The sequence below is a fragment of the Marinobacter maritimus genome (assembly GCF_007671675.1).
GTDB lineage: Bacteria > Pseudomonadota > Gammaproteobacteria > Pseudomonadales > Oleiphilaceae > Marinobacter > Marinobacter maritimus.
Genome location: NZ_VCGW01000004.1, coordinates 249,833 through 265,661 on the forward strand (window position 1 = coordinate 249,833; position 15,829 = coordinate 265,661).

Annotated in this window: 12 protein-coding genes; 6 read left to right on the top strand and 6 right to left on the bottom strand. The window is 56.4% G+C overall.

All coding sequences use genetic code 11. The features are described 5' to 3' along the window. Positions 1 to 13: 13 nt before the first annotated feature. From FFI90_RS16305 to FFI90_RS16315, 3 genes are read left to right on the top strand one after another with little or no spacing between them, the layout of a single operon-like run. On the top strand, positions 14 to 775 hold the full coding sequence (locus FFI90_RS16305) for an SDR family NAD(P)-dependent oxidoreductase (RefSeq protein ID WP_144779476.1): 762 nt from the start codon (positions 14 to 16) through the stop codon (positions 773 to 775). A 37-nt stretch (positions 776 to 812) separates the two neighbouring features. Continuing rightward, the gene (locus tag FFI90_RS16310; protein ID WP_144779478.1) at positions 813 to 1,964 is read left to right on the top strand and encodes an acyl-CoA dehydrogenase family protein; all 1,152 of its coding nucleotides are present in this window, start codon (positions 813 to 815) and stop codon (positions 1,962 to 1,964) included. An 18-nt stretch (positions 1,965 to 1,982) separates the two neighbouring features. Then, on the top strand, positions 1,983 to 3,164 hold the full coding sequence (locus FFI90_RS16315) for a thiolase family protein (RefSeq protein WP_144779480.1): 1,182 nt from the start codon (positions 1,983 to 1,985) through the stop codon (positions 3,162 to 3,164). A 5-nt stretch (positions 3,165 to 3,169) separates the two neighbouring features. Here the strand turns inward: FFI90_RS16315 and FFI90_RS16320 are convergent, their stop codons facing one another. The 3 genes from FFI90_RS16320 to ilvG are packed head-to-tail and all read right to left on the bottom strand — an operon-like array spanning position 3,170 to position 6,382. Next, positions 3,170 to 4,372 (bottom strand): MFS transporter, encoded by a 1,203-nt coding sequence (locus tag FFI90_RS16320; RefSeq protein WP_246123626.1) that lies wholly within the window; start codon positions 4,370 to 4,372, stop codon positions 3,170 to 3,172. Positions 4,373 to 4,400: 28 nt separating this feature from the next. After that, complete coding sequence (locus FFI90_RS16325; RefSeq protein WP_222120527.1) at positions 4,401 to 4,685, bottom strand: ACT domain-containing protein; 285 nt, start codon at positions 4,683 to 4,685, stop codon at positions 4,401 to 4,403. Beyond that, a complete protein-coding gene (gene ilvG / locus FFI90_RS16330) occupies positions 4,682 to 6,382 on the bottom strand; it encodes an acetolactate synthase 2 catalytic subunit (RefSeq protein WP_144779482.1) in 1,701 nt (566 codons plus the stop codon). The genes FFI90_RS16325 and ilvG overlap by 4 nt, the downstream gene beginning before the upstream one ends. 333 nt (positions 6,383 to 6,715) lie before the next feature. Between ilvG and FFI90_RS16335 the strand changes: the two genes are divergently transcribed. After that, complete coding sequence (locus FFI90_RS16335; RefSeq protein ID WP_144779484.1) at positions 6,716 to 7,798, top strand: efflux RND transporter periplasmic adaptor subunit; 1,083 nt, start codon at positions 6,716 to 6,718, stop codon at positions 7,796 to 7,798. 5 nt (positions 7,799 to 7,803) lie between these two features. Beyond that, a complete protein-coding gene (locus FFI90_RS16340) occupies positions 7,804 to 10,878 on the top strand; it encodes an efflux RND transporter permease subunit (RefSeq protein ID WP_144779486.1) in 3,075 nt (1,024 codons plus the stop codon). A 5-nt stretch (positions 10,879 to 10,883) separates the two neighbouring features. Here the strand turns inward: FFI90_RS16340 and FFI90_RS16345 are convergent, their stop codons facing one another. The 3 genes from FFI90_RS16345 to djlA all read right to left on the bottom strand — a co-directional run bounded on the left by FFI90_RS16345 (position 10,884) and on the right by djlA (position 15,028). Continuing rightward, the gene (locus tag FFI90_RS16345; RefSeq protein WP_144779487.1) at positions 10,884 to 12,509 is read right to left on the bottom strand and encodes a methyl-accepting chemotaxis protein; all 1,626 of its coding nucleotides are present in this window, start codon (positions 12,507 to 12,509) and stop codon (positions 10,884 to 10,886) included. Positions 12,510 to 12,639: 130 nt separating this feature from the next. Further along, the gene (locus tag FFI90_RS16350) at positions 12,640 to 14,088 is read right to left on the bottom strand and encodes an amidase (protein WP_144779489.1); all 1,449 of its coding nucleotides are present in this window, start codon (positions 14,086 to 14,088) and stop codon (positions 12,640 to 12,642) included. A gap of 163 nt (positions 14,089 to 14,251) precedes the next feature. Further along, positions 14,252 to 15,028, bottom strand: coding sequence for a co-chaperone DjlA (gene djlA, locus FFI90_RS16355; protein WP_144779491.1), 777 nt, complete (start codon positions 15,026 to 15,028; stop codon positions 14,252 to 14,254). A gap of 143 nt (positions 15,029 to 15,171) precedes the next feature. Between djlA and alkB the strand changes: the two genes are divergently transcribed. Next, the gene (alkB, locus tag FFI90_RS16360; protein ID WP_144779493.1) at positions 15,172 to 15,822 is read left to right on the top strand and encodes a DNA oxidative demethylase AlkB; all 651 of its coding nucleotides are present in this window, start codon (positions 15,172 to 15,174) and stop codon (positions 15,820 to 15,822) included. Positions 15,823 to 15,829 lie beyond the last annotated feature (7 nt).

A 15,829-nucleotide genomic window follows, 5' to 3' on the forward strand; every position in this document is an offset into this window, starting at 1 on the left:
AAGGGAGAAAGTGATGGAGTTCAAAAACATACCGGCCATTGTGACAGGTGGTGCCTCCGGGCTCGGCGAGGGCGCAGCCCGGGCACTGGCTGCTGCAGGCTGTAAAGTTGCCATCCTGGATCTACAAAAAGAGCAGGGTGAGAAGGTTGCTGCGGATATTGGCGGGATTTTCGTACACTGCGATGTGAGCTCGGCTGACAGTGCAGAAGCTGCGCTGGCGACGGCCCGTGAAGCCCATGGGCTGTGTGGCATTGCGGTTAACTGCGCGGGTATTGGCCCGGCAGCGAAAATTCTGGGCCGCGAAGGCGTAATGCCGCTGGAGAGCTTCAGCAAGGTTATACAGATCAACCTGATCGGTACCTTCAATATTCTGAGGCTTGCGGCCGCCGATATGGCGCAGCGCGACCCCAACGCAGAAGGTGAACGCGGCGTGATTATCAATACCGCTTCCGTAGCCGCTTACGAAGGGCAGATCGGACAGGCGGCGTACAGCGCCTCCAAGGGTGGTGTTGTTGCTCTGACTATTCAGTCGGCCCGGGAGCTTGCTCGCGAAGGTATCCGCGTGAATACCATCGCACCGGGTCTGTTTATGACTCCGATGATGTCTGGCATGCCGCAAGAGGTGCAGGACAGCCTGGCGGCCACGCTGCCATTCCCCAAGCGCCTGGGTAAGCCCGAGGAGTTTGGCATGATGGTAGACCAGATGGTGCGCAACCCGATCCTGAACGGAGAAACGATCCGGCTGGACTGTGCCTTGCGTATGGCGCCTAAATGAATTCAAGCATCTGAGGGAGAGTGTCATGGAGAGCACAATGACTAGCACTGTGGATCAAGAAGAACTCGCACTGTTCCGGTCGTCCGTCATCAAGGCTCTGGAAACAGAAGTAGCTCCGCATTACGAGGCGTGGGAGAAATCCGGCGTTGTACCCCGTGAACTCTGGAACACTCTCGGCGATGCCGGCATGTTGTGCGTCGACATTCCTGAAGACTGTGGCGGGTGTGGCGCGCCGTTCCAATACTCTGTGGTTGTCGGCGAAGAGCTGGCCCGCATGGGGTTTGGTGCGCTTTCGACCAACGTCATGGTGCATTCGGACATTGTGGCTCCCTACATTAGCCACTTGGGTAACGAGGCCCAGAAGCAGCAGTGGTTGCCGAAAATGGTGTCTGGTGACGTGGTTGGCGCTATCGCCATGACCGAGCCGGGTGCCGGCAGTGATCTGCAGGCGATGCGCACCAGCGCTGTGCGGGACGGCGATGACTATATCCTGAACGGATCCAAAACTTTCATCACCAATGGCCAGCATGCCGATATGGTGATCGTGGCCGCGAAAACTGATCCTTCTGCAGGTGCGAAGGGCATCAGCCTGTTTCTGGTGGATACCAGCCTGGAGGGTTACAGCCGCGGGCGAAATCTTGAAAAAATAGGCCAGCACAGCGGTGATACTTCCGAGATGTTCTTTTCTGACATGCGCGTACCGGCATCGGCGCTTGTGGGTGAGGAAGGCAAGGGTTTTGTTTACCTGATGCAGGAATTGCCGAGAGAGCGGCTGGTTATCGGCGCGCTGGGCGTCGCTGCGGCCAGAGGCGCACTGGATTTGACGATAGCCTACACCCACGAGCGGGTACTGTTCGGGCAGAAGCTGGCGCAGCTCCAGAATACCCGTTTTGAAATCGCTCGCATGGAAACCGATTACCAGGTTAATAAAGCGTTCGTGGCCCAGTGCATAAGCCAGTACGAAGTTGGCGAACTGGATGCGCCGACCGCGTCCATGGCCAAGTACAGCGCAACCGAAATGCAGTGCCGCGTGGCAGACGGCTGCCTGCAGTTGTTTGGCGGTTATGGCTACACCACCGAATATCCGATTTCCCGTGCGTTTATGGATGCCCGTGTTCAGCGCATTTATGGTGGCACCTCGGAAGTCATGAAAGAAATCATCGCCCGCTCCGTGTTGGGACGAGTCTGAAATCAGTGAGGTTTGAGTATGAGCGATAACAGCGTTGTGATTGCGGGTTCTGCTCGCACGCCCATGGGCGGCATGATGGGATCTTTGAGTTCCGTGCGCTCTCCCGACTTGGGCGCCGTAGCTATCAAGGCAGCCATTGAGCGCAGTGGCTTGAAACCTGCAGACATTCAGGAAGTGGTTATGGGTTGCGTGCTGCCTGCCGGGCTGGGTCAGGCGCCGGCTCGCCAGGCATCCCGTGCCTCAGGCATTCCTGACAGCTCTGGCTGCACCACCGTAAACAAGATGTGCGGTTCCGGGATGCAGGCGGTGATCATGGCTCATGACCAGATCAAGGCAGGTACCAACAACATCATGATTGCCGGTGGCATGGAGAACATGAGCCAGGCGCCTTACCTGTTACCCAAAGCCCGCAGCGGCATGCGCATGGGCCACGGGCAGGTGATGGACAGCATGTTTCTTGATGGTCTGGAAGATGCTTACGAAGGTGGCCTGATGGGCGGCTTTGCGCAGCGCTCGGCCGATGACTACAACATCACCCGTGAAGCCATGGACGAGTTTGCCATCGGCTCGCTGAACAAAGCGCTGGCGGCGATCGAGAACGGCTGGTGCAAACCTGAAATCGCGGCCGTTAGCGTTCCCGGACGTGGTGGCGAAACCCTCGTGGATACCGACGAGCAGCCCGGTAATGCTCGCCCCGACAAAATCCCCAAACTGAAACCGGCCTTTAAAAAAGATGGTACGGTTACCGCCGCTAACTCCAGTTCTATCAGTGACGGCGCGTCGGCTCTGGTGCTTGCTTCTGCGGCTGAAGCCAAAGCTCGCGGACTAACTCCGCAGGCTCGTATTGTGGCTCATGCGACGCACGCCCAGTTGCCGGCCGAATTCACTCTGGCGCCCATCGGTGCGATCGAGAAGGTCTTGAAAAAAGCAGGTTGGAGCAAGGACGATGTGGATCTCTTCGAGATCAACGAAGCCTTTGCGGTTGTTTCCTTGCTGGCGATCAACGAGCTGGGATTGGATGCGGAGAAGGTGAACGTTTACGGTGGCGCCTGTGCGCTCGGGCACCCGATTGGCTCGTCCGGTTCCCGGATTATGGTCACGCTCCTGAACGCGCTGAAACAGAAAGGATTGAAGCGCGGTGTCGCGTCCCTGTGTATCGGTGGCGGTGAGGCAACCGCGGTTGCTGTTGAGCTGATCTGACACGGTCAGTATTGCTGCCGGCTCTGGCATTCCTGATTATTGAGCCGGCGCATTGACCAGAGCCCCAGGGCAGGGCCAGGCAGAAGCCAGAGTGTTACCCAGGCGCCCTGGGATTCCCAAAGATTACTGGTGATCCAGATTGCTGGTATGGTCAGAGCGAAACCTATGGCGTTCATTACCGCCAGTGACGCACCAACGTATTCTCTGGGTGCGGCAGAAGCCGCCAGTGCGGAAAACTGGGGTGAGTCGGCAATAACGGTGACACCCCACAGCATCAGCAGAATCAGCAAAGCTTCGGGTGGTGCCCAGGTAAGAAAAGGGTAAGCCAGGCAGATTATTCCCGATATGGCTAAGGTCCGGTTTGCGACCCATTGGCTCCCAAGCCTTTGGCTGAGCCGGCCGCCTCCCACGCAACCGAAAAACCCCACTGCGATTACGGTGAACGAAAGCAGAGGGATCAATTCCGGTGCTGCCTGCATTCGAAGAACTTCTCTGGTGATCAGTAGCGGTGTCAGCGTCCAGAAAGCATAAAGTTCCCAGCAATGGCCGAAGTAGCCACCGGCCACAGCCCGAAACCTTGGCGATCCAAGCCCGGCCAGGCCGCTTCGCAACCGGGTTTTTGCTGCCGTCATGGGCAGGTGAGGGCCATCCCCTAAAATCAGAATCAGCGCCCCTCCGACAAGAGCCAGTGCAGAAGAGCCAAGCAACGGCCATTGCCAGGGCAGCCCCGGTGTTATGCCTCGCAACAAATGGGGCATAGCGGTACCAAGGGTGAGCATGCCAACCAGCCAGGCCAGTGCAGTGCCGGTGTGTTTGGGCGTCCAGCCAATAACCAGCTTCATTCCCAACGGATATATTCCGGCGAGGCAAAGGCCCGTCAGAAAGCGCATTAAAAGGTCAAATGGCGGGGAGGACGCTGTGAATACAAAGCCAGCGTTCATCAGGGCGCCAAGCAGACTGGAGCATGCAAAAATGTAGCTGGCCCGGTAACGGTCGGCCAACCCTGAAACGGCAATGCCCAGAGTGCCAACGATAAAGCCTGCCTGAACGGTGAGCGTCAGATAGCCAAGATCTGATTCAGTCAGTCCCAGCTCCCGGGAGAGGGACAACCAGACACCGTTGATGCTGAACCAGAGCGAGGTTCCACAAAGCTGCGCCAGGACTATGACAAATAATGGATGGAGCTGCGCAGTTTTGCGGAGTATCACGGGGTTTCCCTGTTATCGTCCTGAGCTGTCAGGCTGTCAGGCTTGCTGCAGGTGCCAGGACTGGTGTGGTTAGTATAACCTCCGCCACAGTGTGCAGCTTTTCCAACTGCGATTGAAGCATAGTTAAAGATCGGGTGCCTTGAACGGTCAGAGCGATATCCAGAACACCGTCTGCAGTTTCCACCGCCATCTTTTCAATCCGGAAGCCACGGATACGAACCACCTGACACAGGCGCTCAAGCGCGGCAGCTTCGTGGTTCATCCGGCAGGTAATTGTATAACTGGGCGATTTACTGCTGCTGTCAGTGTTCATGCAACTCTCTCCTTTTTATCCGCAGCGGAGCGGCGGGTTTCGTCAATCATCTCTTTGTTACTTCCACCCGGCTTTACAATCGGCCAGACGTTTCCTTCCCGGGCTATGGCAACGTGCAATAGCATCGGGCCGTTATAGGCGAGAATGGTTTCAATTCCCCGACGAACCTGGTCGGTGCGTTCAATTTTCAAGGCAGGGATGTCGAACGCCCGGGCCATGGCGACAAAGTCTGGATTGTCGTCCAGATTAATCTGGCTTTCCCGGTTGTTGTAGAACAGCTCCTGTTGCTGGCGCACCATGCCCAGGCACTGGTTATCCATGATGATCAGCTTTACTGGCAGGCTATATCGGCGAATAGTGGCCAACTCCTGCGCGTTCATCATGAACGAGCCATCACCGGTCACGTTCAAAACAGTGCTTTGCCGGTCGGCAAACTGGGCGCCGATTGCCGCTGGCAAACCAAAACCCATGGTGCCAAGGCCCCCGCTGGTCAGATGGTGGCGCGGGTGATCAAACTGGTAATGCTGGGCAACCCACATCTGATGCTGGCCAACGTCGCACGCAATAATCGTGTCGTCCGGGGCAACCCTGGAAAGCTGGCGGATGAACGCAGGGCCGGTAATTGGCGCCAGCGGCTCTTCGTTGTCTGCTGCCTGAAATCCGCCCGTCGTGCGCCAGGTCTGGCATTGTTTCCGCCAGTCGTTGATGGCCAGAGGAGTTTCTCTGAGCGCCCTTGTCAATTCGTCGAGAATGGCGTTCAGATCACCGCGAATCGCAAGTTCTGAGTTCCGGAGTTTGTTGAATTCGGCGGCATCGGCATCAATGTGTATTGTCCGGGCATTGGGCGCGAAGCCATCGAGCTTGCCAGTGGCCCGGTCGTCCAGGCGAGCACCGATAACCAGCAGAAGGTCACACTCGTCCACCGCCCGGTTGGCTGCGCGGGATCCATGCATGCCCAGCATGCCAAGGTTGTGGGTGCTGTATTTACCGGGGTTCCCGATACCCTTGAGAGTTACCACCGCGGGTAGTTCTGAGCATTCCGAAAATTCACGAAAGCGGTCTTCCGAGTGTGCCAGGCTGATGCCTCCGCCGCTGTATAGCAGAGGCTTGCGGGCAGCGCGCAGCAAGGCGATCGCACCAGTCAGGTCCGGGCAGGCGGTCGGCGGTGGCGCAGGCGTGGTGATGGGCGCAATGGTGGTTTCTGTCAGCAATACATCCTTGGGGATATCAATCCAAACAGGACCGGGTCGCCCGCTTTGGGCAAGCTTCATGGCCCCATCCAGAATACCGGGCAGTTCGTCTGCACTCTCAACCAGATAGCTGTGCTTCACTATGCCAAGGGTCATTCCCAGAACATCGGTTTCCTGAAAGGCATCCGTGCCGATCAGTGCAGAGGGAACCTGGCCGGTAATAACCAGCATGGGAATGGAATCCCGGTGCGCGTTGGCAACACCGGTAATAAGGTTGGTGGCACCGGGGCCGGATGTTGCAATACACACTCCCAGTCTGCCGCTGGCCCGGGCGTAGCCGTCGGCGGCCAAGGCGCAGCCTTGTTCGTGGCGGCATAGCACATGTTCCACGCGTACATCATCCACCAGAGCGTCGTAGAGCGGCATAATACAGCCGCCCGGGTAACCAAAAACCGTCTGGATGTTGTGGCGATGGAACGCTTCAAGAATGTGCTGTGCGCCGTTCATTATCGTATTTCCTGTTTTTTCTTCCGCAAAAAGAAACCCCCGGGACCTTGCGGTGCCGGGGGTTTCTGGTGTTTTGTCAGGTTTGTCTCTATCTCACCCGCTTATCCACGCAAAATCCCCCGGAAGGTATCACTACCACGAGGACTAGCACTGCAAGGATGATCAATGAGTTGAGATTCATAAAATGGACAATCTGCTCTGAATTCGTACAAAGATTCTGTGTAGAATCTACCCCACGTTTTTAACCGGTTGCAACCGGTTAATGCTGTTTTTTCAAATAACGTCTTTTTTCTGTTGTCGCCATTCACCAATTTCGGGCTGCGTAGGTATTTCATGAGCAAAGTAAAATGGAGTTCGCTGGGGCTGTCCGTGGTGGTGGTGGCCGCCCTGGTGATCTGGATGGCAACGGGTGATATCAAGGTCGCGAGTACCAAAGCGCCCGCAGAACAGGAAGTTGGGCAACCGGAACGCACACGGGTTGAGGTAACAACCCTCAATGCACGATTATATGAGCCGGGTCTTTTGCTTCAGGGCCAACTCGAGCCCTGGAGTGCTGTAAATGTGAGCGCCAGGGTTGCTGGCACAGTCGAGAGCATTGAAGCCGACCTCGGTGATTCGGTAAAAGCCGGGCAGGTGCTTTTAACCTTGTCTGAAGATGGCCGTGGTGCAGGGGTTGATCGCTGGCTGGCAAGGGCCAGGAAACTGGAAGCGGATCTGGTCGCAGTTCGGAAACTGGGTTCCAGAAATCTGGCGTCGCAATCAGAAATTCTCGATGTGGAAAGCGAACTGGCAGCCGCCAGGGCGGAATTGAAGAGCGCTCAGCTTGCGGTTTCTCACCTCAGGCCGATGGCGCCGTTTGATGGACTGATTAACAGCAAAAATGTTGAGGGCGGCAGTTTGGTCGAGGTTGGCTCTCCGTTGTATGAGCTGGTTCGTATAGACCGGCTCAAGGCCAAAGGACAGGTGCCTCAGCAGTCCGTTGCACAAGTATCACCTGGCCAGAAGGTGCGAGTGCGCCCTCTGAACGGGGATGCACTCGACGGCGTAGTCACCTTTGTAGCCAGTGCTGCAAACCCCGAGACCCGGAGTTTTGCCGTAGAGATCGCCGTTGAAAACCCGGATCAGAAACGCATTGCAGGTGGCAGTGCCAACCTTCGTGTTGCACTGGCGGACGTCCAGGCCACGTTTATTTCCCCGGCTTATCTCTCCCTTGGGGACAATGGACGCCCGGGTGTGAAGTATGTTGATGAACAGAATCAGGTCGTTTTTCGCACGGTAAAGTTGCTCAGTGTTTCGACTGAAGGTGCCTGGGTAACGGGCTTGCCAGATGAGGTTCGCCTGATCACCCGTGGCGCAGGCTTTGTAAGCGAAGGTGAGCATGTTGAGCCTGTCGATGCCGCCGATGAGCGGGGCTGAGTAACATGCGCTCTCTTATTTTCGCGGCTATAGACCGCAGTCGCACCACGCTTCTCACGTTGTTGTTCCTCACGCTCGGGGGCATTGCGGCATTTCAGGCGATCCCCCGGGAGGCAAACCCAGACGTCACCATCCCCATGATCTACATCTCCATGACCCTGGAAGGTATAAGCCCGGAAGATGCGGAGCGGCTACTCGTTCGGCCCATGGAGCAGGAGTTGCGCTCGCTTGAGGGCGTCAAGGAGATGCGTGGAACAGCCTCCGAAGGGCATGCCTCCGTGATGCTGGAATTTGATGCAGGCTTCGACCCGGATACCGCCCTGCAGGATGTCCGGGAAAAAGTCGATACGGCCCGCAGCAAACTCCCCCGGGAGGCCGACGAGCCGCGGGTGAATGAAATCAACGTTTCCCTGTTCCCGGTATTGTCCATTGGCCTTTCGGGACCGCTCTCTGAGCGTGAACTTATAACGATTGCCCGTGGACTTCAGGATGCCATCGAAGCCATTCCCGAAGTGCTGGAGGTTGAGATTGGTGGCGACAGGGAGGATTTGCTGGAGATTGTTGTAGATCCTCAGGTGCTAGAAGGCTACGGCATAGACTTCGACCAGCTCAGCAATCTGGTCACCCGCAATAACCAGCTGGTGGCAGCTGGGTCGCTGGATACCGGCAATGGCCGTATGACACTGAAAGTGCCCGGTGTTATCGAGAATATTGAAGACGTTATGTCCATGCCTATCAAAGTGGACGGGGATACGGTGGTCACTTTCGGTGACGTTGCCATGCTGCAGCGCACCTTTAAAGACCCGACGGGATTCGCCCGCATCAACGGCGAGCCGGCACTTGTGCTGGAGGTGTCCAAACGCACCGGGGCCAACATTATTGAAACGGTAGGCCAGGTGCGTGAGTTGATTACCCGGGCAAAACCGCAGTTGCCAGATACCCTGGACATTCGCTACATCATGGACCAGTCCGATGAAGTCCGTGACATGCTGAGCGATCTGCTCAATAACGTGCTGACCGCTATCGTGCTGGTTATCATCGTGATTATTGCTGCGATGGGGCCGCGTTCTGCGATGCTCGTGGGGTTTACTATTCCAGGCGCGTTCCTCACCGGAATTCTGGTGATCTGGAGTATGGGGCTTACTCTCAATATCGTTGTGCTGTTCAGCCTCATTCTGGTCGCCGGAATGTTGGTAGATGGCGCCATTGTGGTGTCAGAGCTGGCAGATCGAAACCTGTCGGAAGGTCATACGGTGAAAGGCGCATGGGCGGAGGCAGCAAGTCGCATGGCGTGGCCGATTATAGCGTCTACCGCGACTACCCTTGCGGTGTTCTTGCCGCTTCTGTTCTGGCCCGGAGTGGTAGGCGAGTTCATGAAATTCCTGCCTATTACTGTCATCATTTGTCTGATTGCTTCTCTCGCGATGGCTCTTGTGTTTCTACCGGTTCTGGGTGGTGTGAGCGGTGGCCGTCGTGCCCGTACTGTCAGTGAAAACGGAAGGATGATGCAGGGCTATCGCCGGCTGCTTTCCACACTTCTATCTTCGCCTGGCTTCACGCTGGCAGGTGTGCTCGGAGTGGTCTTGGTGGTCTACGTCGCCTATGGCAAGTTCAACTATGGCGTTGAATTCTTCCCGAGTGTGGAGCCCGATTCGGCCCAGGTACAGGTTCGTGCCCGGGGGGATCTCTCGGTTCTGGAGCGGGATGCCATTGTGCGACAGGTTGAAGACCGTTTGCAGGGCATGCCGGAAGTGAAAGCAGTTTATGCACGTTCAATGTTGAGTGTCAGCACACAAATGGCACCGGATGTTATCGGGGTGCTTCAGTTCCAGTTTACTGACTGGTTCACCCGCCGCCCGGCCAGTGCCATTCTTGACGATTTCCTCTCCCGCACTGAGGACATTCCGGGAATTGAACTGGAATTCCGGAAGCAGGAAGACGGCCCGGCTGGTGGCAAGCCGATTGAGCTGCAAATCAGCAGTCGCGAGAGTAGCAAGCTAAACGGGTATGTGGATCAGATCGAAAACCGGATGCGCGCGCAAGGCGGCTTTCTGGATATTGAAGATGATCGCAGCCTGCCGGGCATCGAATGGCGCCTGGAAGTTGATCGTGAAGCCGCTGCGCGTTTCGGAACCGATGTGCTCAGCATTGGCAGTGCGGTTCGCCTGGTGACCAATGGTCTTGTCCTGGCAACCTACCGGCCCGAAGACGTACGTGACGAGGTGGATATTGCGGTGCGGGTCCCGAACAACTGGCGTGAACTGGATCATCTGCAACGCCAGACCATTAACACGTCGCGCGGGCAGGTGCCGCTTTCGCAGTTTCTTGATCTGCAGCCTGGACACAAGACCGGCAGCATTTCCAGGGTAGATGGCCAGAGAACGGTAACCATCAAGTCCGACGTTCGGCCTGGCGAGCAAGTAGACAGCTTACTGAAAGGGCTACAGGCTGAGTTGCCCGAAGCACCGGAAGGTGTCACGGTTAAATTTGCCGGCGAAAACGAAGATCAGCAGCAGGCTTCCAATTTCCTGGTAGGTGCGTTTCTGGTTGCGATTGCCATGATGCTGCTCATTCTGGTGACCCAGTTCAACTCGCTGTATCAGAGCTTTCTGATTCTTTCCGCGATTGTGCTTTCCACAGCCGGGGTTCTACTGGGACTGCTGCTGAACGGCCAATCTTTCGGGATAGTGATGGTAGGTATGGGGATCATTGCGCTGGCGGGCATTGTTGTGAATAACAACATCATACTGATCGACACCTACAACCAGATGAAGAAAGAAGGAATGGCTGCGTATGAGGCGGCGCTTGAGACCAGTTGCCTGCGTTTGCGGCCCGTGCTGCTCACCGCCGTGACCACCGTGCTGGGCTTGATGCCGATGGTGCTGAGTATCAACGTCGATCTGTTGACGCCATCCCTGGGGTTAGGTGCGCCGTCTACACAGTGGTGGGCGCAGCTTTCCAGCGCCATTGCAGGCGGCTTGGCCTTTGCCACCATATTGACGTTGCTGTTGACACCTGCACTGCTGGTTCTGGGGGAGAAAACCGGCCAGCGAATCCGTAAGATCACTGGCCGGGGGTAGAGCTGTTACTGTCGGATGCGGGCTGCCAGATCACGGGCTTTGCGAGCCGTGGACTCAAGCTCTGGAACAGTACGCAGGTTTTCGCCGGCAGCTCGGTGCATGGCTTCCGAATTTTCTGCGACTTCAGTAACGTTCCGGTTGATTTCCTCACTGACGCTGGTCTGTTCTTCTGCAGCAGTAGCCACTTGGGTGGTTGCATCGTTCACGCTGGTCATACGACGATTGATTTTGTTCAGGGTATTGCGAACCGCCTCTACCGATTCACTGCTTTCCTGGGCAACCACGCCTGAGGCCTGCATGAATTCGGTCGCGTCGCGGGAAGCACCGCTGATGGCCGCAATGATCTGGTCAATCTCGACAGTGGCTTCCTGGGTCTTGGCAGCAAGGTTGCGGACTTCATCAGCGACCACCGCAAATCCACGACCGGCGTCACCCGCCCGGGCCGCTTCAATAGCTGCGTTCAGTGCCAGCAGGTTGGTCTGGTCGGCAATTTCCCGGATCACCTGCATGACATCACCGACCTTCTTGCCATCGCTGGCCAGTTGGTTGACGGTTTCTGCTGAACTGCGGATCTGGGCAGTCAGCCTGAGCATGCTGTCCACAGCCTTGTTGATCTGTGCATCTGCCCGGGTCGTTTCCTCGGATGTCTCATGCACTTCCGTCGCTACGGATGCCGCATGCTGCGCTACATCCTGAGCCGTAGCAGACATCTCATTCATTGCGGTGGCGATCTGGTCAATGCGCTGATTTGCCTGGTCTGACTGGCCGAGAACATTGTTGGCGTTCCGACTGATCAGCTCTCCGATAGAATGGAGTTGGTTGGCGTTTTCGCCTAGAAGAGTGCCCGTGTCACTCAAAAATCCGTGTAGGCTGCGAGCTGCATTCGCCAGTTCGCCGAGTTCATCGTTGCGCTTCAGAGTGACCGGATCAGACAGGTCTCCTTTGCCCAGGCGTGTGATCTGCGAGGTCAGTTTCTGGGTGGGACGCACAACGCCGGTTATCAGTGTCAGCACCAGCATGATAGTGCCGACCACGATTGCAGCAATCAAAAGCCCCGCAAACATCGAGCTCCGAGTCTCGACGGTTTCGTTCAGAGCTTTTGATTTAGCCAAGCTATGGGACCGGACGGCTACCGCTGCATCATCAATCAGACGGGCCGGCATTCTATCGATACCAGAGACCGCCTGGTCGCCTGCGGCGATATCAAATCCGGAGCCTCGGAAGGTGTCCAGCCCTCTTCGGTAGTCCTGGCCCATATCCCGGTGGGCGTCCTGGAAATCTGTCAGCAGCGATTTTGCCTTCGGCTCCTCAATGCGAGGAATCAGATCACCCAACTGTTCCTGAATAGAGACCTCTCTTTCCTCGAAACGCTGCCAGTATTTATCGAGTTGTTCCGTATTAGCACCTCGTATCAGAACATTTTTCCACTCCTGAACCTGGGTTTTGAACGCCACGAGAATGTCTTGGGTCTCAAGCGCTCTCACCATCTCTTCGCTGACCAGCCCGCTGAAATCGTCTTTCACCCGCAGTGAAAAATTAAGATAGACAACCGTGAGGGCAACGATAATCAAGTTGGCGGCCAGAACCACTGACAAAATACGATTGAGAATACTCTTGGAGTACCAGTTCATTGACTCATCCTGAATGAGGGAGGGGCAGAGTTATACGTAAGCCTTGGTGCAGTTTGGACCAGACAGAAACGGTTATCGGCGCCACTGAACAGACCTTGAGGACCTTTCCTGAATCGTCGGGGTTTCTCGGTCAGGATCGCACAGCTAGTGGCCAGGGATTGTCGGCTTCAAGTCCAAACGCGATCTCCAGGAGCGTGCGCTCATCACCGTGGCGAGCCATAAATTGCACTGAAACTGGCAGGTTCTCCGGTGTCAGCGCCATGGGAAGTGAAATGGCGGGCGCGCCGGTGACGTTGGCCAGCGGCGTGAAGTTGGCATACCGGCTAAGCCGGTCAAACAAAGTATCGAAAGGTACGTTCGGGCTGAGGTGGCCAAGTTCGGGCGTGGTATGACCCAACACTGGCGTGAGCACCGCATCAAAGCCGACCATGGCTTTGGCGTAGTCAAACCTGGCGCGACGCAGGCGCCACAAAACCGCTGGCATGCGCCAGAAACCACGCCGGAACATCCTGTCCAGACCTTGGGTGAGCTCGTCTACACGGCGTTTGTCGAAATCCGGATGAGTCAGCTTGCGACCATTCAGCTTCATCCCGAACGCCAATAAGGCCCAGTAGAGAGCAAAATCATCCGGGAAGGTTGAGTTTGCAGGTATGGGGACAAGCTCAATGCGATGCCCTTGGGCTTCCAGTTGTCGGGCGGTCGCTTCGACGGTTTGGCGAGTCATGTCATCGGTTTTGTGGCCGTTGAGAGAGTCCAGAACCAGGCCAATTCTCAGACGCTTTTCAGGTGGACCATCCACCTTGCCAACGTTTGGCAACTTCGTGTTTCGGAAATATTGCTCCGCCTGAAAGATAAAGTTGGCGGTATCCCGCACCGAGCGGGTAACCACGCCGTCGCTAATAATATTGATGGGCAGAGAGCTGGCAGCGTCGTTGTCGATTACCCGGCCACGGCTCGGTTTAAGTCCCACCAGCCCGCAACAGGCGGCCGGAATTCGTATGGAACCGCCACCGTCATTGGCGTGGGCGATCGGAACCGTCCCGCTTGCGACCAATGCAGCTGCGCCGCCGGAAGAGGCACCAGTGGAGTACGCAAGGTTCCAGGGGTTGCGGCTGGGCGCATCATGAACAGGTTCGGTTGAGGCGTTAAACCCGAACTCCGGCATGGTACTTTTACCCAGGCAAAGAAAACCCTGCGCCAGCATCTGTTGTGCGAAGGGGCTGGTTTCTTCTGCTGGATGCCCGGCAGGTATGGCGTCTGAACCCATGCGTGTGGGCATTCCCGCTACATCTGTGTTGTCTTTTATAAAGGTTGGTACGCCGGTGAAAAATGGCGCGTCTGCCAGGCTTTTTTCTTTATCCAGCTTTGCAGCAGTCTCCAGCATCTGCTGATAGCGTTCAGCAACTACACCGTGAACCAGCGGTTCCGCTTTCTGCAGCCGCTCAATACTTGCCTGAGTCACTTCGGTAATCGATACGTCACGGCTGCGGATCCGCTCCGCCAGGGCAGTTGCATCGTCGTCACCCAAGGCATCGTTGGTGAACGTATGTGTGGCAGGCAGGGGATAAGAGGCAGGCATTCGAGGCATCTCCGTCAATGTTTGTAGCGGCTCTCTGCGGAGCTGCTTTCCTGGAGGAATACTCTACTCGAACGCAAAACACGACGACATGTCATTTCAGGTATGAGTTCACAAGCCCGTTATCTTAAGCGGGCTTGTGGGGTGTTTGGGGAGGAGTGCTGTGTCAGGCGCTGTTTTTGCGGGATTCCTTGATGACATCGTAGGCGTGTGTGATTTCCTGCGTACGCTCTTGTGCCATTTCACGCATGCTTTCCGGAAGGCCGCGCCCTGCCAGTTTGTCGGGGTGGTTTTCGCTCATCAGCTTGCGATAAACCTTCTTGAGCTCTGCATCGCTGATAGAGGGGGATACCCCCAGAATTTTGTATGCATCCTCATTCTGTTGAGCGCTGGACCGTTGGCTGCCAGCCTGCCCTGCATGAGCACCCCGCAACATGGCTTCCAGTTGATCCACCTGGCTCTCAGGCAGGCCAAGGCCGCGGGCTATGCGAACCAGCATTGCGTGCTCAGCCGGGTGCACAACGCCATCTGCGGCAACGGCAGACACCTGCACCTGAAGGAACATCTGCAGGAAAGCCGGTTGGCGCCCGCTGATGCTTAAAAAGTGATTCAGCTCTGCATCCAGATCAAAGTCTTCGGCCTTGCCACGGCTGAACGCGGCTTTGGCTGTTTCTCTCTGGGCTTCGTTCAGACGAAAGCGCACGAACATGGCTTCGGCCATCTGTATTTCGTCTTTTGAGACGACCCCGTCGGCTTTGCAAAGGGCGCCCATAACTGCAAATACCGACTCAATAAAGCCCGACTGAATGTTCTGGAGTTTGCCAATCAGACGGCTTTTAGCGCGGTTCAGCAGAAATGCACCCAGAGCGGCCCCCACCAGAAAACCGGGGATTTTGCCAAAGGCGTAACCAATCAGACCACCAATGATCATTGCAAACAGCATTAAAGCGTCCTTAAGGGATAATGGATCAGACTACAGAATATACGTGTTTTTCAGTGGATCTTCATGAACAGGCTTTCATTCTGACCCCCTGTTTTTCTGAACGCCTGTGAGTTGGCTCGTTTTTCGTGTTAAAAATAGCATCCATGACCTTCGACCTGTTTTCAGACCAGCCGATTAACGCGACTACCGAGATTCTTTCGGAGGGTGCCATCGTGCTCCGGCAGTTTGCCACTGCACAAGGGCCGGATCTGCTTAAAGAGATCAAGCAGGTAACGGCCGCCGCCCCCCTGCGACACATGAAAACACCTGGTGGGCACAGCATGTCTGTTGCCATGAGCTGTTGCGGCAGCTGGGGCTGGGTGACCGACGCGCGAGGGTACCGCTATCAGGCGGACGACCCTTGTTTCGGCGCGCCCTGGCCATCCATGCCATCCGTTTTTGACGATTTGGCCAAGTCGGCCGCCTTTGCGGCGGGGTACCCTTATTTCACTCCGGACGCCTGCCTCATTAACTGTTATGAGCCCGGCGCAAAAATGGGGCTGCACCAGGATAAGAATGAGCGAGACTTCTCGCAACCTATTGTGTCGGTCTCTCTCGGGTTGCCCCAAGTGTTTCAGTTCGGCGGGTTAGCGCGAAGCGAGCGGGCAAAGAACATTCCATTGAGTCATGGTGATGTGGTGGTCTGGGGTGGACCTTCGCGGCTTCGCTACCACGGGGTCCTTACGCTAAAGGCCGGAGCGCATCCTTTGACCGGCGCCTGCCGTTACAATCTGACCTTTCGCTGCGCCCGTTAACGGTTGC

Coding starts and splice junctions, on each gene's coding strand:
- FFI90_RS16305 (WP_144779476.1), top strand. CDS start 14: ATGGAGTTCAAAAACATACCGGCCATTGTGACAGGTGGTGCCTCCGGG.
- FFI90_RS16310 (WP_144779478.1), top strand. CDS start 813: ATGACTAGCACTGTGGATCAAGAAGAACTCGCACTGTTCCGGTCGTCC.
- FFI90_RS16315 (WP_144779480.1), top strand. CDS start 1,983: ATGAGCGATAACAGCGTTGTGATTGCGGGTTCTGCTCGCACGCCCATG.
- FFI90_RS16325 (WP_222120527.1), bottom strand. CDS start 4,685: ATGAACACTGACAGCAGCAGTAAATCGCCCAGTTATACAATTACCTGC.
- ilvG (WP_144779482.1), bottom strand. CDS start 6,382: ATGAACGGCGCACAGCACATTCTTGAAGCGTTCCATCGCCACAACATC.
- FFI90_RS16335 (WP_144779484.1), top strand. CDS start 6,716: ATGAGCAAAGTAAAATGGAGTTCGCTGGGGCTGTCCGTGGTGGTGGTG.
- FFI90_RS16340 (WP_144779486.1), top strand. CDS start 7,804: ATGCGCTCTCTTATTTTCGCGGCTATAGACCGCAGTCGCACCACGCTT.
- FFI90_RS16345 (WP_144779487.1), bottom strand. CDS start 12,509: ATGAACTGGTACTCCAAGAGTATTCTCAATCGTATTTTGTCAGTGGTT.
- FFI90_RS16350 (WP_144779489.1), bottom strand. CDS start 14,088: ATGCCTGCCTCTTATCCCCTGCCTGCCACACATACGTTCACCAACGAT.
- djlA (WP_144779491.1), bottom strand. CDS start 15,028: ATGCTGTTTGCAATGATCATTGGTGGTCTGATTGGTTACGCCTTTGGC.
- alkB (WP_144779493.1), top strand. CDS start 15,172: ATGACCTTCGACCTGTTTTCAGACCAGCCGATTAACGCGACTACCGAG.